Consider the following 23,787-nt stretch of genomic DNA (forward strand, 5'->3'; position numbering starts at 1 on the left):
ACACCCCGCCGGAGTTCACCCGGCGGGGCGTCCGTACGCACCACCCTCAGCACACGGTCAGCCGACCGAGCTGTACGCCACCACCCCGCGCAGCACCGCCTCGACCGCCTTCCGGGCGTTCTTCGCGACCGTGCTGTTCTCGCGCGGCGCGGCGGCGGCGATCTGGCCCAGTACGTCGATGACCTGCTTGGACCAGCGCACGAAGTCACCGGCCGGCATCTCCGCCTCGCGCAGCACCTCGTCCAGCCCCTTGCCCGAGGCCCACATATAGACGGCCCAGGCGAAGCCGAGATCGGGCTCGCGCTGCCCGACGCCCTCCGCCTGACTGATCTTCAGGTCCTCCTCCAGGGCGTCGAGCCGGCCCCAGATACGGACCATCTCGCCCAGCGCGTCCTTCGCCGCGCCCGACGGGACCTTGGGCGCCACCGCGTCGTCCGACTGCCTCGCCTCGTACACCAGCGCCGAGACACAGGCGGCCAGCTCGGCCGGGGAGAGCCCTTCCCACACGCGGTCGCGCAGACACTCGCTCGCCAGGAGATCCAGCTCGCCGTAGAGCCGTGCCAGCCGGCGTCCGTGCTCCGTGACCTCGTCCCCGCGCAGATAGTCCAGCTCGGTGAGGAGCGCGACGATCCGGTCGAAGGTACGGGCGATGGTGTTCGTCCGCCCCTCGATCCTGCGCTCCAGCTGCCGGGTGTCGCGCTTGAGCCGGTGGTAGCGCTCGGCCCAGCGGGCGTGGTCCTCCCGCTCGTCGCAGCCGTGGCAGGGGTGGGCGCGCAGTTCCGTACGGAGCCGGGCGATCTCCCGGTCGTCCGCGGCGGCGGCACGCTGCTTGCGATGCCGCTCGGGCACGATGTGCCCGGCCTTCGTACGCAGCGCGGACGCCAGATCGCGACGCGACTGCGGGGAGCGCGCGTTGAACGACTTGGGGATCCGCATCCGCTCCAGCGCCTCCACCGGAACCGGGAAATCCATCGAGGCCAGCCGCTTGACCTGCCGCTCGGCGGTCAGCACGAGCGGCCGGGGCCCGTCCTGGTACTCCAGCCCGCGGTGGCCATTGGCGCGCCCGGCCGGCAGCCCGGGGTCGAGCACCAGCGCGAGACCGGAGAACTTCCCCGTCGGCACATGAATGACATCGCCCGCCTTGAGCTTCTCCAGTGACGAGGCCGCGGCGGCCCGGCGCTGCGCCGCGCCCTGCTTGGCCAGCTCGGTCTCGCGGTCCTTGAGGTCGCGCCGCATGCGCGCGTACTCCTCGAAGTCCCCGAGATGGCAGGTCATGCCCTCCCGGTAGCCGTCGAGCCCCTCCTCGTTGCGCTGGACCTGCCGGGAGATCCCGACGACCGACTTGTCGGCCTGGAACTGGGCGAAGGAGGTCTCCAGCAGCTCGCGCGAGCGGTGCCTGCCGAACTGCTGCACGAGATTGACGGCCATGTTGTACGAGGGCCGGAAGCTGGAGCGCAGCGGATAGGTCCGCGTCCCGGCGAGCCCGGCGAGCGCGCCCGGATCCATACCGCGCTGCCAGAGCACCACGGCGTGGCCCTCGACGTCGATACCGCGCCGCCCCGCCCGCCCGGTCAGCTGGGTGTACTCACCCGGGGTGATGTCGGCGTGCTGCTCGCCGTTCCACTTGACGAGCTTCTCCAGCACCACGGACCTGGCCGGCATATTGATGCCGAGGGCCAGGGTCTCGGTGGCGAAGACCGCCTTGACCAGGCCACGGACGAACAGGTCCTCCACGACCTCCTTGAAGGTCGGCAGCATTCCGGCGTGGTGCGCGGCGATCCCGCGCTCCAGGCCCTCCAGCCACTCGTAGTAGCCGAGGACATGAAGATCCTCACCGGGGATCGAGGCCGTGCGCTCCTCGACGATCTCGCGGACCCGGCGGCGCGCCTCGTCGTTGTTGAGCCGCAGTCCCGCGTACATGCACTGCTGTACGGCGGCCTCGCAGCCGGCCCGGCTGAAGATGAAGGTGATCGCGGGCAGCAGCCCCTCGGCGTCGAGGCGCTCGATGACCTCGGGCCTGCCGGGTGTCCAGATCCGGGAACGCTGGCGGCGCTCACGCTCGCGGTCCGCCTCGCGGATCATCTTCCCGCGCCGGCGCTCGCGCGGGTTGTACGTGCGCTGGTTCTCCATCCGGGCCAGCCGGACGAGATCCGGGCTGACCTCGCGCTTGCCGACGCCACGGCCGCCGTGGTCGGTCTCCTCCTCGAAGAGGTCGTACATCCGGCGCCCGGCCATCACATGCTGCCAGAGCGGCACGGGCCGGTGCTCGGAGACGATCACTTCCGTGTCACCACGGACGGTGTCCAGCCAGTCACCGAACTCCTCGGCGTTGGAGACCGTCGCCGAGAGCGAGACCAGCGTGACCGACTCGGGCAGATGGATGATCACTTCTTCCCAGACGGCGCCCCGGAAACGGTCGGAGAGGTAGTGCACCTCGTCCATCACCACATAGCCGAGCCCGGTGAGCGCCTGAGAGCCCGCGTAGAGCATGTTGCGCAGCACCTCGGTGGTCATGACGACCACCGGAGCGTCCGCGTTGACGCTGTTGTCCCCGGTCAGCAGGCCGACCTTGGCGGCACCGTAGCGCTTGGCCAGATCGGTGTACTTCTGGTTGGAGAGCGCCTTGATGGGCGTGGTGTAGAAGCACTTGCGGCCCTCGGCCAGAGCCAGGTGCACGGCGAACTCGCCGACGATCGTCTTGCCCGAGCCGGTGGGCGCGGCGACCAGCACGCCCTTTCCCGCCTCCAGGGCCTGGCACGCCTCGATCTGGAAGGGGTCCAGGCCGAAGTCGTACATCTCGCGGAAGGGAGCGAGCGCCGTGGCCTGCTCGACGGCGCGGATCCGGGAAGCGGCGTAGCGCTCGGCGGGTGAGAGGTCCTCTGTCATCTTGAAGTCGAGCCTACCCGCCACCTCTGACAGTCAGCCCGATCTTTAATCGCCCTTGGACAGCCCTCCGGCGCGGTGAGCGCGCTCGGCGCCGGAGGGTGCGCGATCAGGTGACGTCGTCGTAACCGTTCAGCCGCTTCGTACCGCCGCCGTCCGGCTGCTCGGGGAGAGCGGGCGGCGCCGGGACGGGTTCGATCTCCCCGACGGCCTCCGGGGTCAGATCCAGATCCGAGGCCTCGTCGTCGCCGGGCCCCATGGAGTCACGCTGTGTCCTGCGGCGGTCGTTCAGGAGCGAGATCCCCGTGGCGATGAAGTACAGCACCCAGATCGGCACGGCCAGGGACATCATGCTCAGCGGGTCCGTGCTGGGTGTGGCCACCGCGGCGAAGATCGTGATGCCCATGATCATGGCGCGCCACCAGCCGGCCATCCGCTTGCCCGTGATGACCCCGCCCAGGTTGAGCATCACCAGCAGCAGCGGCAGCTCGAAGGCGAGACCGAAGACGACGACCATGCGGGTGATCAGATCGAGCAGATCATCGAGCGGAAGCTGGTTGTCCAGGTTGGCGGGCGAGAACTCGAGGAGGACCTTCGCCATCGTCGGCAGCGTCTTGTACGCGAAGAAGCCGCCGGCCAGGAAGAGCGGGAAGCCCGCCGCCACGAAGGCGAGCGAGTACTTCTTCTCCGCCTTGTGCAGCCCCGGGGCGACAAACGCCCAGAGCTGGTAGAGCCAGATCGGTGAGGAGACCACGACACCGGCCATCAAGGAGACCTTGAGCGCGAGGGTGAAGGGCGTCAGCAGACCATTCAGGACAATACGGGCACAGGTGCCGTCCTCCCGCTTGGCCAGCTCCGCGAAGCTCGCTTCACATCCGACCGACTTCAGTACGGGGTCGGTGAAGAACTCGATGATGTCCTTGTAGAAGAACGCGGCGACGATCGTCACGACGACGACCGCCACCAGCGCCTTGGCGAGCCGGTTGCGCAGCTCACGCAGGTGCTCCACCAGGGGCATCCGCCCCTCGGGATCGGTCTCCTTCTTGCGGGCAGACTTAAGCAACCCACGTCCTCATCTCGTGCGGCGGGCCGCCGGCGACAGCGGTGCCCGCTTCGGCCCAGGTGTCAGCGCTTGGTGGTCGAGTCCGTCGGCTCGGTCACCGGACGCGCGCTGGTCACGTCACCGGGCGCGGCCTGGATCGTACGCGGCGCGACGTGGTCCTGAGCGGTCTCGTCACCCTTCGGCTCCGCCGGGGCCGTCTGCTGGCCCTCCGACTTCATGGCCTTGGCCTCGCTCTTGAGGATGCGGGCCGACTTGCCGAGCGAACGCGCCATGTCCGGAAGCTTCTTCGCGCCGAACAGCAGGACGATCACGACGAGGATGAGAATGATCTCGGTGGGACCGAGCCTTCCGAACATAAGCTTTTACCTTCTCACCGAGGCGGCATGGGAGGGGCCTGCACAGATTCGGCCGGACTCGTGTCCGACGTGGTTGCGCAGCGATCGTAACGCGCAGGGGTGAACACGGGGCAATCCCTGTGCGTACTTCCGTCGGCGGCCCGCGCCTCGCTGCCGGGGCCACGCTCAGCAGCGTACCCCGCCATTTCGCTGGTGAGCAGGGGGCGTCACTACCGCAACGCCTCACCGGTGGCGGCCAGCCGGGTGGCCGCGCGCTCCAGATCCTCGGCGGCCCGGTTGATCGTCTCCGTGGTGGCGGCGACCTGGCGGCCGAGCCGCTGGGCTTCCACGAAGACGCGGACGGCCAGCACACCGAGCACGGCGATACCACAGAAACCCAGGGCGATGGCGAGCATGGGCCAGAACATGGGCAGAGCCTAGACCGTTCCAGGGAGTGGGGTTCGGGGGAGTGAATCAGGACCGGGGTGTGGCTCAGGGGGTGGAGTGGAGGCGCAGGGTACGCACTCCGCCGCCGGTGAGGAGTTCCACGATGCGCTCCCCGGCGGGCTTGCGCACCATGACCTCGCACTCGGGGCAGGTGAAGGAGTAGAAGGTGGTCTTGGCGCTGGCGCCGATCGCCAGGCGCAGGGCCCCCGCGGAGAGTTCGAAGCGAGCACGGCACTCGGGACAGGCCGCCTTGAAGAGGACCGGAGCGACGGTCGAAAGTCCGGACAGCCCAGCTATGGTCGACATTGCGCGTGGTTCTCCTTGTCCTTGTCCTCGTCCTCAGCCGGTCACGTGTGGACGTCGTAGGCCGCGAGCGCTTCGCCCGCCGCCCGCCGCGCGCTGTCCGCCAGCTCCGGCGGGGAGACGATCCGGCCGTCCCCGCCGAGCCGCAGCGCCAGGCGTCGGAGCGAGGCGGGCGCGGGGGTACGCAGAGTGATCCGCAGCCCGCCGTCGGGGAGTTCGACCGCGCTGTCGTGCGGGTAGTACTCCGCCACCCACCGGCCGCCCGGCCCCACCTCGATCACCACCTCGGGGTCCTCGGCCGAGGGCTGCACCAGCCCTTCCGACAGATCCCTCAGCTCCAGCTCCGGAGGCGCGGCCGGCGCGTCGAGCAGCCTGATCTCGGCGACGCGGTCGAGGCGGAACGTACGCCGCGCCTCGGAGAGCCGGCACCAGGCCTCCATATAGGTGTGCCCCACGGCGAACAGCCGGATGGGGTCGACCTCGCGCTCCGTCAGCTCGTCACGCGCCGGTGAGTAGTAGCGCAGCCAGAGCCGGCGGCGCTCCGAGATGGCCCGGTCGACCTCGGCGAAGACCCCGCCCTCGGACTCGAAGGTCACCGAGAGCCGGGAGCTCGCGCCCGCGACCTCACCGGCGGCGGTCTCCAGCTTGGCGGTGGCGCGCAGCAGCGCCTGCCGGTCGCCCTCGCGCAGCCCCGGCAGGGTGGCGACGGCGCGGGCGGCGACGAGCAGCGCCGTCGCCTCGTCGGCGGCGAGCCGCAGCGGCTCGGCCACATCGTCGGGGTTGTGCCACCAGATGCGGTCGCCGTCGGTGTCGATGTCGAGCAGATCGCCGCCGCGGAAGCTGGTCCCGCACATGGGCAGCACATCGAGGTCGGAGATCAGCTCGTCCTCGGAGATGCCGAAGGCGCGGGCGACATCGCTGACATGCGCGCCGGGGCGTTCCCGCAGATAGGTGACCAGCGAGAGCATCCGCCGGGTCTGGTCGATGGCGTTGGCTGCCATGGTTGTACGAGTCCCCCTCAGCCCTTGGCCACGGCGCGCAGCCGGTCCAGGACGTCGGCCCGCAGATCCGCGGGCTCCAGTACGACCACGTCCGGGCCGAACTCCACCAGCCAGGCGTCCAGTCCATGGCCGTACGGGACCTCCAGCTCGTCCCAGCCGTCACCCAGTTCCCGTGACGACAGCGCCTTGGCGCGCAGCGGATAGCCGCACCCGGAGCGCAGCTTGATCAGCGCGGAGCGGGTCGCGGTCTCCCCCGCCCAGGTCTCCACGGTCTCCCGCACGGTGACGACATCGGGTACGGGCGCGCTGAAGACGCCCGCGCGCGAGCGGACCCGGCCGGTGATGCGGGAGAGCCGGAACACCCGCTCGGCACCGCGGTCCCGGTCCCAGCCGGCCAGATACCAGTGGCCGCGCCAGCACTCCAGCGTCCATGGCTCGACCTGGCGCTGCTCGGGGCGGGCGGCGTTGGCCTTGCGGTAGTCGAAGGCGACGGGACGCCGGTCGCGGCAGGCGAGCATCAGCGGTTCGAAGGCGGCCTCATGGACGGGGATACGGGGTTCGAGCGCGCCGTGGTGCGCCTCGTACGTGTCCTCCGCCTCCGGCATCCCGGCGGCGCGCAGCTTCTGCAGGGCGCCGCTCGCCGCGCCGGCCAGCCGCGCCTGCTGCCAGACCTTGGCGGCGAGCCCGAGGGCGGCGGCCTCCTCGGCGTCGAGGGTGATGGCGGGCAGCCGGTTGCTGTCGCGCCGCGCGAGATAGCCAATGTCGCCGTCGAGGTTCTCCACCGTCTCGATGACCAGCCCGAGTTCGCGCAGATCGTCCTTGTCCCGCTCGAACATCCGGTTGAACGAGTCGTCGGTGCCGGCCTCCAGATAGGCCTCGATGGAACCCCGCAGCTCACGCTTGCTGAGCGGACGCCGGGTCCCGAGCAGACACAGCGCCAGATTCATCAGCCGCTCGGCCTTGGCAATGGCCATCGACGCCTCGCACCCCTCTTGATCGTGCCGCGCTCCCCGCTGACCGTACCGCCCCGGGGTGTCGCGGTAAAAGCCGAGGGCCCATGCCGGACAGCATGGGCCCTCGGGTGTCCGGATGTGATCAGACAGCGACCAGATCGCAGACGAAGATCAGCGCCTCGCCGGGGGCGATCCGGCCACCGCCGGCGCCGCGCTCGCCGTACGCCAGGTGCGAGGGGATGATCAGCTGGCGACGGCCGCCGACCTTCATGCCCTGCACGCCCTCGTCCCAGCCCTTGATGACCTGGCCGGCGCCGAGCTGGAACTGAAGCGGGGTACCGCGGTTCCAGGAGGAGTCGAATTCCTCGCCGGTGGAGAACGCCACACCCACGTAGTGGACGGACACGGTGTCGCCCGCCTTGGCCGCCGGGCCGTCGCCTGTGATGAGGTCCTTGATCTCCAGATCGGCCGGCGGCTCGCCACCCGGGAAGTCGACCTCGGGCTTGTCGATGCTCACTGAACTGCTCCTCTAAATGATGAACGGGGCAACCGGGACAGTGTTACACCTTCGCCAGGATGTCCACCGCGAAGACCAGCGTGGAGTTCTTCGGGATACCCTGCTGCTCCTGGTTGCCGAAGGCCTGGTCCGGCGGGATCACGATAAGGACCCGGCTGCCCACCTTCTTGCCGACGATGCCCGTCTTGAGACCCTTCAGCGTGAGCTGCGGCAGCGGGAAGGTCTGCGTGCGGCCGGTCTTGTACGTGCTGTCGAACTGCTTGCGGTCCTTCCAGAGGTACGCGGCGTAGTTCAGCACGACCGTGTCCGAGTCCTTGACCGCCTCCCCGTTGCTCTCCAGCACGTAGTTGGAGACCAGCTTCTTGGGCGGGTCGCTCTTCGGGACGGTGACGGTCGGCTCCTTGCCGTCGTCGTTCGTCCCGACCTTGGGCAGATCGGCGTTGTCCTGCGCGACCTCGGTCCCCTTGGCGGAGGCCGGGACCTGGGTGGACTTCAGGATGTCGACGACGAAGACCAGCGTGGAGTTGGGCTTGATGTCGCCCTGGCCCTGGGCGCCGTAGCCGAGCTCCGGCGGGATGCCCAGCTCGACGCGGCTGCCGACCTTCTGGCCTTCCAGCCCCTGGTCCCAGCCCTTGATGACCATGCCGGCGCCGACGGTCAGATCGAACGGCTGCTTCCGGTCGAAGCTGTTGTCGAAGGGCTTGTCGGAGTCCCAGCTCTGGCCCAGATAGTTGACCTGGATCGCATCGCCCTTTTTGACCGTCGCTCCGTCGCCCTTGCTGAGGACGTCGACCTTCAGCTCCTTGGGCGGCGTGCCCTCCCCCTTGTCGAGGGTCGGCTTCTGACCGAACTTGGCACCCGAGCTGATCGCGGGAAGTCCGTTCTTGGACGAGGTGGAGTCGGAGCCTCCATCGCTGCCACAGGCCGCTGTCGACAACAGCAGCAAGGGGACGACGATGAGGCCGGCAAGTCGGCGCACGTGTTCCTCAGATCTCAGACGGCACAGTAGTTGCCCGCCACTCTAAGGCGTTCCGAGGGCCCCGTACGCGATACGTACGAGGCCCTCGGCACATTCCACCAATGCGTGTGTCTCTCCGGCCGCTCACATACCGGCGATCAGTTTCTCCACCCGCTCGTCCACCGAACGGAACGGGTCTTTGCACAGCACCGTGCGCTGTGCCTGGTCATTGAGCTTGAGATGCACCCAGTCGACGGTGAAGTCCCTGCGCTGTTCCTGGGCCCGCCGGATGAAGTCCCCGCGCAGCCGCGCCCGGGTGGTCTGCGGGGGCACCGACTTGCCCTCGAAGATCTTCATGTCGTTGCAGATACGCGCGGCCTGGCCCTTCTTCTCCAGCAGGTAGTAGAGACCGCGGCGACGGTGGATGTCGTGATAGGCGAGGTCTATCTGGGCGACCCTCGGATGCGACATCGTCATATTGTGCTTGGCCCGGTACCGCTCGATGAGCTGGTACTTCATGACCCAGTCGATCTCCGTGCCGATACGGTCGAGATCCTCGGCCTCGATCGCGTCGAGCGTACGGCCCCAGAGCTCCAGGACCTGGTCGACGGTGCCGGTGCGGATGCCCCGGCGCTCCACGAAGTCGACGGCCTTCTCGTAGTACTCGCGCTGGACCTCCAGGGCGGAGGCCTCGCGGCCGCTCGCCAGGCGCACCTTGCGCTGGCCGGTCAGGTCATGGCTGACCTCGCGGATCGCCCGGATCGGGTTCTCCAGGGTGAGATCGCGCATCACCGTGCCCGCCTCGATCATGCGCAGGACGAGATCGGTGGCGCCGACCTTGAGCAGCATGGTCGTCTCGGACATGTTCGAGTCGCCGACGATGACATGGAGCCGGCGGTAGCGCTCGGCGTCCGCGTGCGGTTCGTCACGGGTGTTGATGATCGGACGGGAGCGGGTGGTGGCGGAGCTGACGCCTTCCCAGATGTGCTCCGCGCGCTGGCTGACGCAGTAGACCGCGCCCCGCGGGGTCTGGAGTACCTTGCCGGCGCCGCAGAGCAGCTGACGGGTGACGAGGAAGGGGATGAGGATGTCCGCGAGCCGGGAGAACTCCCCGTGGCGGGCGACGAGATAGTTCTCGTGGCAGCCGTAGGAGTTTCCCGCCGAATCGGTGTTGTTCTTGAAGAGATAGACGTCGCCCGCGATTCCCTCCTCGTGCAGGCGGCGTTCGGCGTCGACGAGCAGCCCCTCCAGAATGCGCTCGCCCGCCTTGTCGTGCGTGACCAGCTCGGAGATGTTGTCGCATTCGGGAGTTGCGTATTCCGGATGCGAGCCCACGTCGAGGTAGAGACGGGCGCCGTTCCGCAGGAAGACATTGCTGCTGCGGCCCCATGAGACAACACGGCGGAAGAGGTAGCGCGCCACTTCGTCAGGTGACAGTCGGCGCTGTCCCCTGAACGTGCACGTGACGCCGTACTCGTTCTCCAGCCCGAAAATGCGGCGGTCCATGTCTGAACATTACGCCTGATGGCCAGAGCTGAAACCGGGTTGGGCCGCACCGCTTCGATCATTTTCCGTCCGGATGGTGGCATCCGAAGGGCCGGTGGGAGCCTTGAGGACCCGTTGGGTGGCCAGCAGTACCAGCAGTGCGGCGATGCCGCCGGCCCCCGCGACGGCGAAGCCCGCCGCGGTGCCGCCGAGCTCCACGGCGGGGCCGGCCGCGCCGGTGCCGAGCGCGGCGCCGACACCGAACGTGGTGACGAGCCAGGAGAACGCCTCGGTGACGGTGCCGCGCGGAGCGTGCCGGTCGACCACGATGAAGGCACAGGCCAGCGCGGGCGCCAGAAAGACCCCGGCGAGGGCGGACAGCGCGGTCATCGCGATCACACCGGGCGTGAGCATCAGCGGGAGGTAGCAGAGGGCCAGCAGGGCGACGATGCCCCGCAGCCGGCGCTCGGGGACCGAGGCCCACGGCCGCGATCCGTACACCGCGCCGCCGATCAGCGCGCCGAGGCCGAGGGCGGCCATCAGCCAGCCGTACACGGACTCGTCGCCGTGGTCGTCGGCGTAGGCGACGCCCGCGACCGTGATGGAGCCGAGGGCCATGCCGATGAAGAGGAAGGCGCCGAGCAGGGCGAGCAGCCCCGGCGAGCGCAGGGCGCCGAGCCAGTGCGCCTCACGCGGCGCGGAGCGCCAGGCCCGGGAGGGCTCGGAGAGGACGACGGAGAGCGCGCCGAGTACGCCTATGGCGTTGATGACGAGCAGCGCGGCGGCCGGGGACCAGAGCGCGACCAGCAGGGTGACGAAGAGCGGGCCGACCGTGAACATGACCTCCTGGGCCACGGCGTCCATGGCGTACGCCCGGTGCACCCGGTCGTCGCTGCCCAGGACGCTCGGCCACAGCGCCCGGAGCCCGCCCTCCAGCGGCGGGGTGAAGAGGCCCGCGATGGCCACGGCCGGGTACGCGAGCACCGGCGCCCCCGTTCCGACGGCCGCGAAGAGCACCATGCCGAGGGCCGAGACCACCGCGGCGGGCAGTTGCACGCGGGGCTGGCCGAACAGGTCCACCGCCCGGCCCAGCAGTGGCTGGCCGATGGCCGTGGCGATGCCGTAGAGCGCCGCGAACACCCCGGCCAGGGTGTAGCTGCCGCCCTCGGCGCGGGTGAACAGGACGATCGCGATATGGCCCGTGGCGCTCGGCAGCCGGCCCACCAGCGTGCCGGTGAGCAGCCGTGCCGCGTGCGGCGCCTTGAGGATGTCCAGATACCCCGTGGCCATGTCGCCCCCTCTTTCCCTCAGTTCGTCCCCGGGCCGCGCCGTCCGGCCCCGTCCGGGGTTTTACGTATAACGTGCAGCGCCATACGTACCATGTGCGCAGTCCGCGGGTCCACCGCGATTCGTACCGCGCGACGGAAACGGCAGTCATGACAGAGCAGTCCGCCAGGCCCACCAGCAAGGACGTGGCGCGCGCCGCGGGCGTGTCCCAGGCGACGGTCTCCCTCGTCCTCGGCGACAAATGGCGGGGCAGGGTCTCGGAGCGGACCGCCGCTCTGGTGCGGGAGGCGGCGCGCGCTCTGGGCTACCGGCCCAATCTCGCGGCCCGCAATCTGCGGCTCGGCACCACCAGAACGGCGCTCCTGGTCGTGCCCGCGCTCACCAACGAGTTCTTCGCCCGTGTCTACACCGGCGCGGCCAGGGTCGCCGCCGAGCACGGTTTCGGGGTCGTCCTCTACCCCTCACCGGCCGGGATCGGCCCCGCCAGGGACCCCTTCGCCTCGGCTCGGGCCGCGCTGGACGGGGTGATCGCCTCCTCGATGGCGACGGGCGCGCTGGACGCGATCCGCGGCTCGGACGGCGCGGATCTGCCGCTGGTGATGCTCGACAGCGATCCGGCGGCGCCCGGAGCCGCCGCCCGGGTGAATCTCGACATCGCCGACGGCATGCGGCAGATCGCCGGCCATCTGCTGGGCCTCGGCCACCGGCGGCTGGTCCATCTCTCCTCCGCCGTCGCCTCCTGGACCTTCGACATACGGGCCGAGGCACTGACCGGGGCGGTACGGGGGGTGCCGGACGCGGTCCTGAGCACGGTCTCGGCGGCACTGGACGTGGACGCCGCGCGGGAGGCCACCGAGCGCGCCCTCAGGGGCCCAGGACCCCGGCCCACGGCGCTGGTGTGCGACGACGACATCATGGCCGCCGGCGCCTGCAAGGCCGTACGGCGGCTCGGTCTGCGGGTGCCCGAGGACATCTCCGTGAGCGGCTTCGACGATCTGGCGCTCGCGACGGCGGTCGAGCCGGAGCTGACGACGGTACGGCTGCCCGCCGAGCGGGTGGGCGAGCGCGGGATGTCGGCCCTGCTGGCGGTCCTGGACGGCCGTCGGCCGGAAACCGGCGACCTCCCGGTCTCGCTGGTGGTCCGGGACTCCACGGCGCCCCCGCCGCCCGCACGGCCCGTCCCCTGACGGGACCGGCCGGACAGAGCCTGCCGAGCACGACGATGCCCCGGCGCGTGCGAGCGCGCCGGGGCAGGTGAGACGTTTCCGCCGAGGCTACTCGTCGGCGTCCTTCCCGTCGGGCTTGCCGCTGTCCTTGCCCTCGGGGGCCTTGGAGTCCGGCTTCCCGGTGCTCTCCGGCGCCTCCGAGGGCGTCTCGGCCGGGGCGGGCGTGGCGCCGTCCGGCTCCTCGGTGTCCGAGGGGGCGTCCGTCGGCGTGGAGGCCGCGCCGTCCGCTTCCAGCAGCCGGGAGAGCTGACGGCCGACGATCCGCTTGAACTTGCGCTGCTGGGGCCGCGTACGGTCCAGGACCGCCACCTCCAGCCGCTCGGCGGGGATCTCCCGCTCGCCGCCGTTGGTGTCCCTGGAGAGCGCCTGGACGGCCAGCTTCAGCGCCTCGGCGAGCGACATGCCGTCGCGGTGCCGCTGGTCCAGATAGGAGCTGATCTGCTCCGAGCTGCCGCCGACCGCGACCGAGCCGTGCTCGTCCACGATCGAGCCGTCGTGGGGCAGCCGGTAGATCTGGTCGCCGTCCGGTGTGGCCCCCACCTCGGCGACCACCAGCTCCACCTCGTACGGCTTCTCACCGGCGCTGGAGAAGATCGTGCCGAGCGTCTGGGCGTAGACATTGGCGAGACCGCGAGCGGTCACATCGTCGCGGTCGTAGGTGTATCCGCGCAGATCGGCGTAGCGCACACCGCCGATGCGCAGATTCTCGTACTCGTTGTACTTGCCGGCGGCCGCGAAGCCGATCCGGTCATAGATCTCGCTGAACTTGTGAAGTGCGCGGGACGGGTTCTCGCCGACGAAGACAATGCCGTCGGCGTACTGCAGCACGACCAGGCTGCGGCCGCGGGCGATGCCCTTGCGGGCGTATTCCGCCCGGTCGGCCATGGCCTGCTGGGGTGAGACATAGAACGGCGTCGACACCGGCTATCCGTCCCTTTCAGTCAGAGGCATGTGTGTTCAGAAGAGAGCGGCATCAGAGCAGCGCGGCGCGCGGGCCGTCGGGCTGTTCCAGCCGGCGCTCCAGGATCGAGCGGGCGATCTCGGCGGATTCCGCGTCGGAGACCTTCCGGAAGCCCTCGTCGGTGATGACGGTGACGATCGGATAGATCCGGCGGGCCACATCGGGACCGCCCGTCGCCGAGTCGTCGTCCGCGGCGTCGTAGAGCGCCTGGATGACCAGGGTGGTGGCCTGCTCCTCGGTCAGATCCTCGCGGTAGAGCTTCTTCATCGCGCCACGGGCGAAGATCGAGCCGGAGCCGGTGGACGCGAAGCCCACCTCCTCGGAACGGCCGCCCGTCACGTCGTACGAGAAGATGCGGCCCTTCTGGCGCTCCACGTCCCAGCCCGCGAAGAGCGGGACGACGGCCAGGCCCTGCATGGCCATGGCCAGATTGCTGCGGATCATCGTGGAGAGCCGGTTGGCCTTGCCCTCCAGGGAGAGCTGCGCTCCTTCGACCTTCTCGAAATGCTCCAGCTCCAGCTGGAAGAGCTTGACCATCTCCACGGCGAGACCCGCGGTGCCCGCGATGCCGACGGCCGAGTACTCGTCGGCCGGGAAGACCTTCTCGATGTCGCGCTGGGCGATCATGTTGCCCATCGTCGCGCGCCGGTCACCGGCGAGCACCACGCCACCGGGGAAGCTGACCGCGACGATCGTCGTCCCGTGCGGCGCCTCGATGGCGCCCTGGAGAGGCGGCAGCGAGCGCTTGCCGGGCAGCATGTCCGGCGAGTGGTGGGACAGGAAGTCCATGAACGAGGACGAGCCGGGCGTCAGGAAGGCCGCCGGCAGACGCCCGGTGCTACGAGGGTTGGCTTCCACGCGTTTCCTTCCGGATGGGCGGCGGCCCGCCGCTCGCGCCGGGCCGATCTTAAGAACTGTGCACGGACCTTACCCGCGCCGCCGCGTGTCATCCGTCCCGGTGCGACCGGCTTTCACCGGCGCACCGGAACGGACAACCGCTGCTACTGGCCGCCCTTTTGGACGAAGGAGCGCACGAAGTCCTCGGCGTTCTCCTCAAGGACGTCGTCGATCTCGTCCAGGACGGAGTCCACGTCGTCGGACAATTTCTCCTGGCGCTCCTTGAGGTCCTCGGACGCCTGCGCCTCCTGCGCCTGCTCCTCGGTCTCCTCGGTGGAACGCGTCGCCTTCTGCTGTCCGCCGCCGGTGTCCTTGGTCGCCATAACCCTCACCCCGCTCGGTTCGCCCCGCTCGATGTGACCTACAAGATCAGACCCTACAAGGAGGGTCCGACATCGGCCCCGCACTTCTGACAACGTCCGGGCACCACCTCGATCATTCCCGGACAGGGACGATTTCAGCCCCCGGACAGCACCCGGACCAGCTCCTCCGCCGTGCGACAGCGGTCCAGCAGCTCCTTGACGTGGTTCCGGGTGCCCCGCAGCGGCTCCAGGGTGGGTACGCGCTGGAGCGAGTCACGGCCGGGCAGGTCGAAGATGACCGAATCCCACGAGGCGGCCGCCACATCCTCCGCGTACTGCTCCAGGCACCGTCCGCGGAAGTACGCCCTGGTGTCCTCCGGAGGCTTCGTCCTGGCCCGCTCGACGTCCTGGTCGTCCAGCAGTCGCTGCATCTTGCCGCGGGCCACCAGACGGTTGTAGAGGCCCTTGGCGGGGCGTACGTCGGCGTACTGGAGGTCCACGAGGTGCAGCCGGGCCGCGTCCCAGTCCACGTTGTCACGCCGCCGGTAGCCCTCCAGGATCTCCCGCTTGGTGATCCAGTCCAGCTCTCCCGACAGGCTCATCGGATCGTTCTCCAGCCGGTTGAGGGTGTCCTCCCAGCGGCCCAGGACGTCCTTGGTCTGCTCGTCGGCGTCGACGCCGTACCGCTCCTCGACGTACTTCCTGGCCAGCTCGTAGTACTCCATCTGGAGCTGGACAGCGGTGAGTGTCCGTCCGCTGCGGAGCGTGACCAGCCGGCCGAGGCCGGGGTCGTGCGAGACCTGGTGCAGGGTGCGGACCGGCTGGTCGACGGCGAGATCGACGTTGATGAAGCCGTCCTCGATCATGGAGAGGACGAGCGCGGTCGTGCCGAGCTTGAGATAGGTCGAGATCTCCGACAGATTCGCGTCGCCGATGATCACATGCAGCCGACGGTATTTCTCCGCGTCGGAATGCGGCTCGTCACGGGTATTGATGATGGGGCGCTTGAGTGTGGTCTCCAGGCCGACCTCGACCTCGAAATAGTCCGCGCGCTGGCTGATCTGGAAGCCGTGCTCGTGCCCGTCCTGGCCGATGCCGACCCGGCCCGCACCGGTGACGACCTGCCGGGAGACGAAGAACGGCGTCAGATGGCGCACGATGTCCGAGAAGGGGGTTTCCCGCTTCATCAGATAGTTCTCGTGCGTGCCGTAGGAAGCGCCCTTGTTGTCGGTGTTGTTCTTGTACAGATGGATCGGCTGGGCGCCCGGAAGCTGGGCCGCGCGTTCCGCGGCCTCGGCCATGATGCGCTCGCCCGCCTTGTCCCAGAGGACGGCGTCGCGCGGATTCGTGATCTCGGGAGAGCTGTATTCCGGGTGGGCGTGGTCGACGTACAGCCGCGCGCCATTCGTGAGAATCACATTGGCCAGGCCGATGTCCTCGTCGGTGAGCTGACTGGAATCGGCCGTCTCGCGGGCGAGGTCGAAGCCACGGGCGTCCCGCAGCGGATTCTCTTCCTCGAAATCCCAGCGGGCGCGTCGCGCCCGGTGCATCGCCGCCGCGTACGCGTTGACGATCTGGGACGAGGTGAGCATGGCATTGGCGTTCGGGTGACCCGGAACGGAGATGCCGTACTCCGTCTCGATGCCCATTACTCGCCGTACGGTCATGCGGCCCTCCTTGCCCGGCGGCGCTCCCCTCCGGAAGCGCTGCTCAAGTACCGCTGTCTCTCCGGTGCGTGTGCGTGTGCGGTGCCCGGCCCCGCACTGCGCGACGCGGCGGTACGAAAGAGCCTAGAACGCCTCTGCGCCGGTGGGGAGATCATTTCCGTCATTGGCCTGGTGTGGTGGAAGGTACGTGGAAAAGCAACCGGCTGCGGATGCCCTTCCGGACATCCGCAGCCGGTCCGCGCTCTACAGGTACTGACCGGTGTTCGCCACCGTATCGATGGAGCGTCCGGTGTCCGCGCCCTGCTTTCCGGTCACCAGGGTACGGATGAAGACAATCCGCTCGCCCTTCTTACCGGAGATACGGGCCCAGTCGTCCGGGTTCGTGGTGTTCGGCAGGTCCTCGTTCTCCTTGAACTCATCCACACAAGCCTGGAGGAGATGGGAGACCCGGAGACCCTTCTGGTCGTGGTCGAGGAATGCCTTGATGGCCATCTTCTTCGCCCGGTCGACAATGTTCTGGATCATCGCACCGGAGTTGAAGTCCTTGAAATAGAGAACTTCCTTGTCGCCGTTCGCGTACGTGACCTCAAGGAAGCGGTTCTCCTCGGACTCCGCGTACATCTGCTCCACGACGGACTGGATCATCCCGTGAGCCGCCGCCTCCTTGGAGCCGTTGTGCTCGGAGACATCGTCCACGTGCAGCGGCAGCGAGGGCGTCAGGTACTTCGCGAAGATGTCCTTCGCGGCCTCCGCGTCCGGACGCTCGATCTTGATCTTCACATCGAGTCGGCCGGGCCGCAGGATCGCGGGGTCGATCATGTCCTCGCGGTTGGAGGCGCCGATGACGATGACGTTCTCCAGGCCCTCCACACCGTCGATCTCGGCGAGCAGCTGGGGGACGATGGTGTTCTCCACGTCCGAGCTGACACCGGATCCGCGGGTGCGGAAGAGGGATTCCATCTCGTCGAAGAAGACGATGACGGGTGTGCCCTCGCCCGCCTTCTCCCGGGCACGCTGGAAGACCAGGCGGATATGGCGCTCGGTCTCACCGACGTACTTGTTGAGCAGCTCGGGACCCTTGATGTTGAGGAAGTAGCTCTTCCCCGCGGGCCGGCCGGTCACCTCGGCGACCTTCTTGGCGAGGGAGTTCGCCACGGCCTTGGCGATCAGTGTCTTGCCGCAGCCGGGCGGGCCGTAGAGCAGGATGCCCTTCGGCGGTCGCAGTTCGTGCTCCTTGAAGAGGTCCGGGTGGAGGTACGGAAGCTCGACCGCGTCGCGGATCATCTCGATCTGGCCGCCCAGACCGCCGATCTTGTCGTAATCGACGTCCGGAACCTCTTCGAGGACAAGCTCCTCGACCTCGCTCTTGGGAACCACTTCATAGACATAGCCGGAGCGGGGTTCGAGCAGGAGGGCGTCGCCGGGACGGACGGTGATGTCCAGCAGCGGCTCGGCGAGCCGCACCACCCGTTCCTCGTCGGTGTGCCCGATCACCAGGGCGCGCTCGCCGTCCTCAAGGATCTCCTTGAGGGTGACGATGTCCCCGGCGCGCTCGAACTCCATGGCCTCGACCACATTGAGCGCCTCGTTGAGCATGACTTCCTGGCCGCGCCTGAGCTCGTCGAGCTCGACGCCGGGGCTGACATTCACCCGGAGCTTGCGGCCCCCGGTGAAGATATCGGCCGTGCCGTCCTCATTGGCCTGCAGGAAGACACCGAAACCGGCCGGCGGCTGAGCGAGCCGGTCGACCTCCTCCTTGAGGGCCACGATCTGATCGCGGGCCTCACGGAGCGTATTGGCGAGCCGCTCGTTCTGTGCGGACACACCCGCGAGATTCGTCTGCAACTCGACGATCCGCTCTTCGAGAATCCTCGTGTGCCGCGGAGAGTCGGCGAGCTTACGTCGCAGGACGGCGATTTCCTGCTCGAGATAGGCAACCTGGCCGGCTGGGTCTTCGGACCCCCGCCCGGGCCGGATGCCGCGGTTGATGTCGTCGTCGTGGGCTGCCACGGTCCTCACCTCCTCCAAGGGGAGCTGGACGCTTCCTGACCCTACCTGGGTGGGTGATGATTGAAACCCCTAGATCACAAAGACTGTCGGGGTAGGTCCGATCTTCACCCTTGCGCCCTCCCTCACGCCAGGGGAATACCCACCCAGGAACATCGGAAAGCTGTCGGTTGTATCGTCGAGGCGTTCAACACCCGTCAGGGCCGCCGCGACTTACTCCATAATGCGCTGCCCGGCGAGGTAAACGTCAGGAGAGATGACCGTGCAGCAGGAGGCTCCCGCCGAAGGCGTCACCGAGAACGGTGAGCCGCTGGAGGTCTGGATCGACCAGGATCTCTGCACCGGGGACGGGATCTGCGCGCAATACGCCCCTGATGTGTTCGAGCTGGACATCGACGGACTGGCCTATGTGAAGAGCCCGGACGACGAGCTTCTCCAGGCCCCGGGCGCCACCACGCGCGTACCGCTGCCCCTGCTGCGTGACGTGGTCGACTCCGCCAAGGAGTGCCCCGGTGACTGCATTCATGTACGCCGTGTGACGGACCAGGTCGAGGTGTACGGCCCCGACGCGGCGTAACCGTCTGTCACGGCCCGTCGCCCGGCGCCACCCGGTGAGGTGATCTTTCACACACTCCGCGCGACGGGCCGCTCGCCGCGTACGAACGCGCCGTTCTGCCATCGCCAGGAGACCCGCTGCTCCTCGTCGGGACAGCAGCTGGGGACCGTGGGCCCCGAGTAGCCGAGCAGGGTCGCGATGATCTCCCCGTCGCGTACCGCGAAGTCGGGGCCGACGATGAGCTTGTCCTTCGGGTCCACCAGTGTCGCCACGATCCTGGCCGGCTCGCCCTCGCCGCCGCTCCTGGTGAGGACGTACACGCCGTTGGGCGGGGTACCGGAGCCGGCCGCGCAGTGGACGACCGCCACGGTCTCCGGGTTGCCGTCCCCGTCGAGATCGCCGGAGGACTGCTTCGCGAGGGCCGTGCCCACTCCCCCGCACTCCAGCGGGAAGTCCACGCCGGAGGGGTCGGGGGCGGGCAGCGGAGCCTGGTCGGGGGCCGCGGCCTTCGGGGATCCCGAGCCCGACTGGGACGCCGTGGCGGCGCCGGGCTGGAGCAGACCCGCCAGGGCCACGACACCGGCCATCGCGGTGGCCGTCGCGAGCCAGTGCACGGGGCGCGGCCGGGTGTGCGCGAGGTCCGGAGCGTCGGAGAGCTGCACGCGGAGTGTCTCCTGTGAAGGGGGCGCCGGCGAATAACCAACGGTGGGAGGGAGACAGCATCGTGCCACACGTCACAGTGCGGCGGAACAGCGGGGTCCGTTAGACCAACGTAAAGAAAGAGCCGCCGAGTTCCCCCGTTGCGGACGGGAACTCGGCGGCGCTGTCGCGGTGTTGGCAGGACGGGGTCCCGACGCGGTCAGCCGCGCGAGCCGCTGCCGCTGCCCGGACCGTCGTAGTCGTCGCCGTACGCGCCCTTGGCGGGACGGCGGCGGCGCAGCGGCGGCTCGACGCCGTCCGCGAGCCGACGGGCGGTCACCAGGAAGCCGGTGTGGCCGATCATCCGGTGGTCCGGCCGTACGGCGAGGCCCTCGACATGCCAGTTGCGGATCATCGACTCCCAGGCGGCCGGCTCGTTGAACGTGCCGAACTCCCTGATCGTCTCGACGGTGCGGGCGAGTTGGGTGGTCGTCGCGACATAGGCGCAGAGGATGCCGCCGGGCACCAGCGCCTTGGAGACGGCCTCGACGCACTCCCAGGGGGCGAGCATGTCCAGGATCACGCGGTCGACGTCCGTGTCGGACAGGTTGTCCTGAAGGTCACCGACCGTCAGCTGCCAGGCGGGGTGCGGCTCGCCGAAGTAGCGCTCCACGTTCTGCCGGGCGATGTCGGCGAAGTCCTGGCGGCGCTCGTAGGAGTGCAGCATGCCCTGGTCCCCGATGACGCGCAGCAGGAAACTGCTGAGCGAACCGGAGCCCACGCCCGCCTCGACGACGCGTGCGCCGGGGAAGATGTCGGCGAAGGCCAGGATCTGGCCGGCGTCCTTCGGGTAAACCACCGCGGCGCCGCGGGGCATGGACAGGACATAGTCGGGGAGCAGGGGGCGCAGCGCGAGATAGGCGACGTTTCCCGTGGTACGGACAACACTGCCCTCGGGAGCACCGATCAGCTCGTCGTGCGGGAAGGACCCTTTGTGGGTGTGGAAATTCTTCCCGGCTTCGAGCGTGAAGGTGTAGTGGCGTCCCTTGGGGTCGGTGAGCTGAACCTGGTCCCCGACCTTGAAGGGGCCGCGACGACGGGCGGCACCGGTCGGTTCGGACATGTTTGAAGCTTAGCCGCTTTTTCCCGGGGCTCGGTTCGCCCGGCGGGCGGCCGTCAGTTCCCCTGGGGGCGGGCCATCGCCGCGACAAAGGCCCGTTCGACATCGGCGGTCGACAGGACCCCGTAGATCTCGCCCGTCTCCTCCAGCACCAGGTACTCCGTCGCGGGGCTGGCCCTGAGGCGCTCCAGCAGGGCCTCCCCCGCCAGGTCGGCGGGGACCTTCATGCCCTCCGTGAGGTCCTGGGCGAGGCCGCTGACCGCGACCCAGGGGCGGCGGTGCTGCGGTACGCCGACGATCGCGGACTCCCTGACCAGGGCCGTCGGGTCGCCGTGGCCGTCGACGACGACCAGGGCGCGGGCGCCCGCCTCGTTGGCCCGGCGCAGCGCCTCGGAGAGCGGGGTGGAGGACTCGACCGGGACCGCGCGCCGGGTGAGGGCGCGGGCCTGGAGTTCGGGGAGGTGTTCGCGGAGCCTGGCCATCCGCAGGCTGTTGCCCGCGCCGGTCCAGATGATCGCGGCGAGGATGGCGGCGAGCAGCGCGTCGGTGACGGTCTCCATGCCGCCGGCGTTCCTGGCCGAGGTGCCCAGAGCGCCCGTACGGGTGAGGAGCGGCAGCCCGATCAGTACGGCGACGGCGAGCGCCCGGCCGACCCAGGCGGCGGCGACGGTGCCGCTCATCGGCTTGCCGGTGATCTTCCAGACGACCGCGCGCAGCATCCGGCCGCCGTCCAGCGGAAGGCCGGGAAGCAGATTGAAGGCGGCGACGATCAGATTGGAGACCATCAGCCCCGCGAGCAGGACGCCGGGGACCGTACCGGGCTCGACGGCCAGCAGGCCGAGGTAGAAGATCCCGGAGAGCACCAGCGAGAGCAGTGGCCCGACGAAGGCCAGGATGAATTCGCGGCCCGGGGTCTCGGACTCCTTCTCGATCTCGGAGACGCCGCCGAAGAACTGGAGCTGGATCCGGCGCACCGGCAGCTTGAAGCGCAGCGCGGCGACCGTATGGGCCAGTTCATGGACGAGTACGGAGGCGTAGAAGGCGACGGCGAAGAAGAGCGCCAGCAGATAGCGCAGGCCGCCCAGCTCCGGGAGGACCCGCTCCAGCTGGCCGCCGAAGATCCAGGTGATGAGCGCGGCCACCAGGAACCAGCTCGGGGCGACGTACACCGGCACGCCGAAGGGGCGGCCCATGAGAATGCCACCGCCTGGGTCTTCGCGGCGCGCTGGCTTACCGTCGGGGCCCGTATCCCCCTTGCCGGGCTGCGACGGCTTGCTCTCGCCGCGCTCGTCGTCCTCTTTCACGGGTTCCCTTCGTCGGCAGCGTCGCTCGCTCGGTCATGCGGTGCGAAGGCTCTGTGGTCGATGGTATTCGGATCGCTGTCGGTGTCGGGTCATAGGGTCTGCGTCATGAGTACGAGCCTGCCGCCCACTTCGCCGAGCACGCCGCCCACTTCGCCGCCGGGCGGACCGCCGGCGTCGCTGTCGCCGTCGCGTGCGAGCGACTTCATGCAGTGCCCTCTGCTGTACCGGTTCCGGGTGATCGACAAGCTGCCGGAGAAGCCCAGCGAGGCGGCGACCCGCGGCACGCTCGTCCATGCCGTGCTGGAGCGGCTCTTCGACGCGCCGGCCGTGGAGCGTACGGCGCCCCGGGCGAAGGCGCTGATCCCCGGCCAGTGGGACCGGTTGCTGGAGTCCCGTCCCGAGCTGGCCGAGCTGTTCGCGCAGGACGCCGGCGGCGAGCGGCTGGCGGGCTGGCTGGCGGAGGCGGAGCGGCTGGTCGAGCGGTGGTTCTCGCTGGAGGACCCGACCCGGCTGGAGCCGGCCGAGCGGGAGCTGTTCGTCGAGACGGAGCTGGAGTCGGGGCTGCGGCTGCGCGGGGTGATCGACCGCGTCGATGTGGCGCCCACGGGCGAGGTGCGGATCGTCGACTACAAGACGGGCAAGGCCCCCCGTCCCGAGTACGCGGACGGGGCGCGGTTCCAGATGTCGTTCTACGCGCTGGTGATCTGGCGGCTGAAGCGGGTGGTGCCGCGCCGGCTCCAGCTGGTGTATCTGGGCAGCGGGGAGGTCATCACGTACGACCCGGTGGAGGCCGATCTGGAGCGGGTGGAGCGCAAGCTGCTGGCGCTCTGGGAGGCGATCAGGCTGGCCACGGAGACGGGTGACTGGCGGCCGCGTCCCACCAAGCTGTGCGGCTGGTGCGACCATCAGGCGCTCTGCCCGGAATTCGGTGGTACGCCTCCGGTCTATCCGCTGACGGTCGGCGTGCCGGGGAGCGCGTAGGACGGGGCGAGGGGGCCGCGGCGCCCGGCGGAGTCGCGAGGGGGCGGCCAGGGCAGAATGGGGCCGGTCTAGTGAAGGAGTTCCCTGTGACTGTCCGCGTCCTACTGGTCGATGACCAGCCGCTGCTGCGCACCGGCTTCCGGATGATCCTGGAGGCCGAGCAGGACATCGCGGTCGTCGGCGAGGCCGGGGACGGCCTCCAGGCCATCGACCAGGTCCGCGCGCTGCAGCCCGATGTGGTGCTGATGGACATCCGGATGCCCCGGATGGACGGGGTGGAGGCGACACGCCAGATCACCGGCCCCGGCCGGGACGGTCCGGCGAAGGTGCTGGTCCTGACGACCTTCGATCTCGACGAGTACGTGGTGGAGGCGCTGCGCGCGGGGGCCAGCGGCTTTCTGCTCAAGGACGCGCCCGCCATTGAGCTGGTGCAGGCGATCCGGGTGGTCGCGGCGGGTGAGGCGATGCTGGCGCCCAGCATCACGCGCCGGCTGCTCGACAAGTACGCGGATCATCTGCCGTCCGGCGAGGAGCCGGTGCCCGACACGCTGCACACGCTGACCGACCGCGAGGTCGAGGTGCTCAAGCTGGTCGCCCGGGGGCTGTCCAACGCGGAGATCGCGGCGGATCTCTTCGTCAGCGAGACCACGGTCAAGACGCATGTGGGCCATGTGCTGACCAAGCTGGGGCTGCGCGACCGGGTGCAGGCCGCGGTGTACGCGTACGAGAGCGGGCTGGTGCGCCCCGGCGCCCAGTGACGGCGGCGGTCCGCCGCCCTTGACCTGTCCGGCCGCGGGGGGCGCGCCCACCCCGGCGGGCCGCGGTTAGGGAAGTTGCGGTGGGCCGGGGGGGGACGAAGCGCCGGGGGCGCCGCGGGCGTACCAGACGAGCAGTT

General features: G+C 69.4%; 23 protein-coding genes. 4 read left to right on the forward strand and 19 right to left on the reverse strand.

The window, feature by feature from the left end; translation table 11 throughout:
- Positions 1–57: 57 nt before the first annotated feature.
- The 11 genes from ACFRKB_RS13770 to ACFRKB_RS13820 all read right to left on the reverse strand — a co-directional run bounded on the left by ACFRKB_RS13770 (position 58) and on the right by ACFRKB_RS13820 (position 11,235).
- Positions 58–2,886 (reverse strand): DEAD/DEAH box helicase, encoded by a 2,829-nt coding sequence (locus tag ACFRKB_RS13770; protein WP_383105852.1) that lies wholly within the window; start codon positions 2,884–2,886, stop codon positions 58–60.
- A 106-nt stretch (positions 2,887–2,992) separates the two neighbouring features.
- Positions 2,993–3,946, reverse strand: a complete 954-nt coding sequence (gene tatC, locus ACFRKB_RS13775; RefSeq protein WP_383105854.1) for a twin-arginine translocase subunit TatC — start codon at positions 3,944–3,946, stop codon at positions 2,993–2,995.
- Between the two features lie 62 nt (positions 3,947–4,008).
- Entirely contained in the window at positions 4,009–4,302 is a 294-nt protein-coding gene (gene tatA / locus ACFRKB_RS13780; protein WP_365975480.1) for a Sec-independent protein translocase subunit TatA, read from the reverse strand.
- Positions 4,303–4,511: 209 nt separating this feature from the next.
- Entirely contained in the window at positions 4,512–4,709 is a 198-nt protein-coding gene (locus tag ACFRKB_RS13785) for a hypothetical protein (RefSeq protein WP_365975481.1), read from the reverse strand.
- Positions 4,710–4,773: 64 nt separating this feature from the next.
- Positions 4,774–5,034: a hypothetical protein gene (locus ACFRKB_RS13790; RefSeq protein WP_365975483.1), complete on the reverse strand. Its 261-nt coding sequence runs from the start codon at positions 5,032–5,034 to the stop codon at positions 4,774–4,776.
- A 41-nt stretch (positions 5,035–5,075) separates the two neighbouring features.
- Complete coding sequence (locus ACFRKB_RS13795) at positions 5,076–6,032, reverse strand: helix-turn-helix transcriptional regulator (RefSeq protein WP_365975485.1); 957 nt, start codon at positions 6,030–6,032, stop codon at positions 5,076–5,078.
- Between the two features lie 17 nt (positions 6,033–6,049).
- Positions 6,050–7,006, reverse strand: coding sequence for a helix-turn-helix transcriptional regulator (locus ACFRKB_RS13800; RefSeq protein WP_383105855.1), 957 nt, complete (start codon positions 7,004–7,006; stop codon positions 6,050–6,052).
- 121 nt (positions 7,007–7,127) lie between these two features.
- The gene (locus tag ACFRKB_RS13805; RefSeq protein WP_383105857.1) at positions 7,128–7,502 is read right to left on the reverse strand and encodes an FKBP-type peptidyl-prolyl cis-trans isomerase; all 375 of its coding nucleotides are present in this window, start codon (positions 7,500–7,502) and stop codon (positions 7,128–7,130) included.
- Positions 7,503–7,545: 43 nt separating this feature from the next.
- A complete protein-coding gene (locus ACFRKB_RS13810) occupies positions 7,546–8,481 on the reverse strand; it encodes an FKBP-type peptidyl-prolyl cis-trans isomerase (protein WP_383105859.1) in 936 nt (311 codons plus the stop codon).
- 123 nt (positions 8,482–8,604) lie between these two features.
- On the reverse strand, positions 8,605–9,966 hold the full coding sequence (gene pafA / locus ACFRKB_RS13815; RefSeq protein ID WP_030354603.1) for a Pup--protein ligase: 1,362 nt from the start codon (positions 9,964–9,966) through the stop codon (positions 8,605–8,607).
- Positions 9,967–9,975: 9 nt separating this feature from the next.
- Positions 9,976–11,235 carry an MFS transporter gene (locus ACFRKB_RS13820; protein ID WP_383105861.1) on the reverse strand — a complete coding sequence of 420 codons (1,260 nt, stop codon included), beginning with the start codon at positions 11,233–11,235 and terminating at the stop codon, positions 9,976–9,978.
- Between the two features lie 146 nt (positions 11,236–11,381).
- Here ACFRKB_RS13820 and ACFRKB_RS13825 point away from each other — a divergent pair, with 146 nt between their 5' ends.
- Positions 11,382–12,419, forward strand: coding sequence for a LacI family DNA-binding transcriptional regulator (locus ACFRKB_RS13825; protein WP_383105863.1), 1,038 nt, complete (start codon positions 11,382–11,384; stop codon positions 12,417–12,419).
- A gap of 87 nt (positions 12,420–12,506) precedes the next feature.
- On the opposite strand, the gene prcA is transcribed toward ACFRKB_RS13825, so the two are convergent.
- The 5 genes from prcA to arc all read right to left on the reverse strand — a co-directional run bounded on the left by prcA (position 12,507) and on the right by arc (position 18,295).
- Positions 12,507–13,379: a proteasome subunit alpha gene (gene prcA / locus ACFRKB_RS13830; protein WP_383105864.1), complete on the reverse strand. Its 873-nt coding sequence runs from the start codon at positions 13,377–13,379 to the stop codon at positions 12,507–12,509.
- Positions 13,380–13,431: 52 nt separating this feature from the next.
- Positions 13,432–14,277 carry a proteasome subunit beta gene (prcB, locus tag ACFRKB_RS13835; protein ID WP_383105866.1) on the reverse strand — a complete coding sequence of 282 codons (846 nt, stop codon included), beginning with the start codon at positions 14,275–14,277 and terminating at the stop codon, positions 13,432–13,434.
- A gap of 143 nt (positions 14,278–14,420) precedes the next feature.
- The gene (locus tag ACFRKB_RS13840; protein WP_030754525.1) at positions 14,421–14,639 is read right to left on the reverse strand and encodes a ubiquitin-like protein Pup; all 219 of its coding nucleotides are present in this window, start codon (positions 14,637–14,639) and stop codon (positions 14,421–14,423) included.
- A gap of 134 nt (positions 14,640–14,773) precedes the next feature.
- Complete coding sequence (gene dop, locus ACFRKB_RS13845; RefSeq protein WP_365975496.1) at positions 14,774–16,285, reverse strand: depupylase/deamidase Dop; 1,512 nt, start codon at positions 16,283–16,285, stop codon at positions 14,774–14,776.
- A gap of 243 nt (positions 16,286–16,528) precedes the next feature.
- Positions 16,529–18,295, reverse strand: a complete 1,767-nt coding sequence (gene arc / locus ACFRKB_RS13850; protein WP_383105868.1) for a proteasome ATPase — start codon at positions 18,293–18,295, stop codon at positions 16,529–16,531.
- A 253-nt stretch (positions 18,296–18,548) separates the two neighbouring features.
- On the opposite strand from arc, the gene ACFRKB_RS13855 reads away from it, so the two are divergent.
- Positions 18,549–18,869 (forward strand): ferredoxin, encoded by a 321-nt coding sequence (locus tag ACFRKB_RS13855; RefSeq protein WP_383105870.1) that lies wholly within the window; start codon positions 18,549–18,551, stop codon positions 18,867–18,869.
- A gap of 47 nt (positions 18,870–18,916) precedes the next feature.
- Here ACFRKB_RS13855 and ACFRKB_RS13860 read toward each other — a convergent pair whose 3' ends face one another.
- The 3 genes from ACFRKB_RS13860 to ACFRKB_RS13870 all read right to left on the reverse strand — a co-directional run bounded on the left by ACFRKB_RS13860 (position 18,917) and on the right by ACFRKB_RS13870 (position 21,911).
- Positions 18,917–19,510 carry a hypothetical protein gene (locus ACFRKB_RS13860; protein WP_383105872.1) on the reverse strand — a complete coding sequence of 198 codons (594 nt, stop codon included), beginning with the start codon at positions 19,508–19,510 and terminating at the stop codon, positions 18,917–18,919.
- Positions 19,511–19,707: 197 nt separating this feature from the next.
- The gene (locus tag ACFRKB_RS13865) at positions 19,708–20,610 is read right to left on the reverse strand and encodes a tRNA (adenine-N1)-methyltransferase (protein ID WP_030354613.1); all 903 of its coding nucleotides are present in this window, start codon (positions 20,608–20,610) and stop codon (positions 19,708–19,710) included.
- A gap of 53 nt (positions 20,611–20,663) precedes the next feature.
- Entirely contained in the window at positions 20,664–21,911 is a 1,248-nt protein-coding gene (locus ACFRKB_RS13870; protein ID WP_383105873.1) for a site-2 protease family protein, read from the reverse strand.
- A 105-nt stretch (positions 21,912–22,016) separates the two neighbouring features.
- Between ACFRKB_RS13870 and ACFRKB_RS13875 the strand changes: the two genes are divergently transcribed.
- Both ACFRKB_RS13875 and ACFRKB_RS13880 read left to right on the forward strand, forming a co-directional pair.
- Complete coding sequence (locus ACFRKB_RS13875) at positions 22,017–22,892, forward strand: RecB family exonuclease (protein ID WP_383105875.1); 876 nt, start codon at positions 22,017–22,019, stop codon at positions 22,890–22,892.
- An 86-nt stretch (positions 22,893–22,978) separates the two neighbouring features.
- Positions 22,979–23,650, forward strand: coding sequence for a response regulator (locus ACFRKB_RS13880; protein WP_383105876.1), 672 nt, complete (start codon positions 22,979–22,981; stop codon positions 23,648–23,650).
- The last annotated feature ends 137 nt before the right edge of the window (positions 23,651–23,787 follow it).

Origin of the sequence: Streptomyces scopuliridis (genome assembly GCF_042790125.1) — a bacterium.
Lineage (GTDB): Bacteria > Actinomycetota > Actinomycetes > Streptomycetales > Streptomycetaceae > Streptomyces > Streptomyces scopuliridis_A.

Coding starts and splice junctions, on each gene's coding strand:
- ACFRKB_RS13840 (WP_030754525.1), bottom strand. CDS start 14,639: ATGGCGACCAAGGACACCGGCGGCGGACAGCAGAAGGCGACGCGTTCC.
- ACFRKB_RS13820 (WP_383105861.1), bottom strand. CDS start 11,235: ATGGCCACGGGGTATCTGGACATCCTCAAGGCGCCGCACGCGGCACGG.
- tatA (WP_365975480.1), bottom strand. CDS start 4,302: ATGTTCGGAAGGCTCGGTCCCACCGAGATCATTCTCATCCTCGTCGTG.
- ACFRKB_RS13825 (WP_383105863.1), top strand. CDS start 11,382: ATGACAGAGCAGTCCGCCAGGCCCACCAGCAAGGACGTGGCGCGCGCC.
- ACFRKB_RS13875 (WP_383105875.1), top strand. CDS start 22,017: ATGAGTACGAGCCTGCCGCCCACTTCGCCGAGCACGCCGCCCACTTCG.
- ACFRKB_RS13865 (WP_030354613.1), bottom strand. CDS start 20,610: ATGTCCGAACCGACCGGTGCCGCCCGTCGTCGCGGCCCCTTCAAGGTC.
- ACFRKB_RS13795 (WP_365975485.1), bottom strand. CDS start 6,032: ATGGCAGCCAACGCCATCGACCAGACCCGGCGGATGCTCTCGCTGGTC.
- dop (WP_365975496.1), bottom strand. CDS start 16,285: ATGACCGTACGGCGAGTAATGGGCATCGAGACGGAGTACGGCATCTCC.
- ACFRKB_RS13785 (WP_365975481.1), bottom strand. CDS start 4,709: ATGTTCTGGCCCATGCTCGCCATCGCCCTGGGTTTCTGTGGTATCGCC.
- ACFRKB_RS13800 (WP_383105855.1), bottom strand. CDS start 7,006: ATGGCCATTGCCAAGGCCGAGCGGCTGATGAATCTGGCGCTGTGTCTG.
- ACFRKB_RS13790 (WP_365975483.1), bottom strand. CDS start 5,034: ATGTCGACCATAGCTGGGCTGTCCGGACTTTCGACCGTCGCTCCGGTC.
- ACFRKB_RS13770 (WP_383105852.1), bottom strand. CDS start 2,886: ATGACAGAGGACCTCTCACCCGCCGAGCGCTACGCCGCTTCCCGGATC.
- pafA (WP_030354603.1), bottom strand. CDS start 9,966: ATGGACCGCCGCATTTTCGGGCTGGAGAACGAGTACGGCGTCACGTGC.
- ACFRKB_RS13855 (WP_383105870.1), top strand. CDS start 18,549: ATGACCGTGCAGCAGGAGGCTCCCGCCGAAGGCGTCACCGAGAACGGT.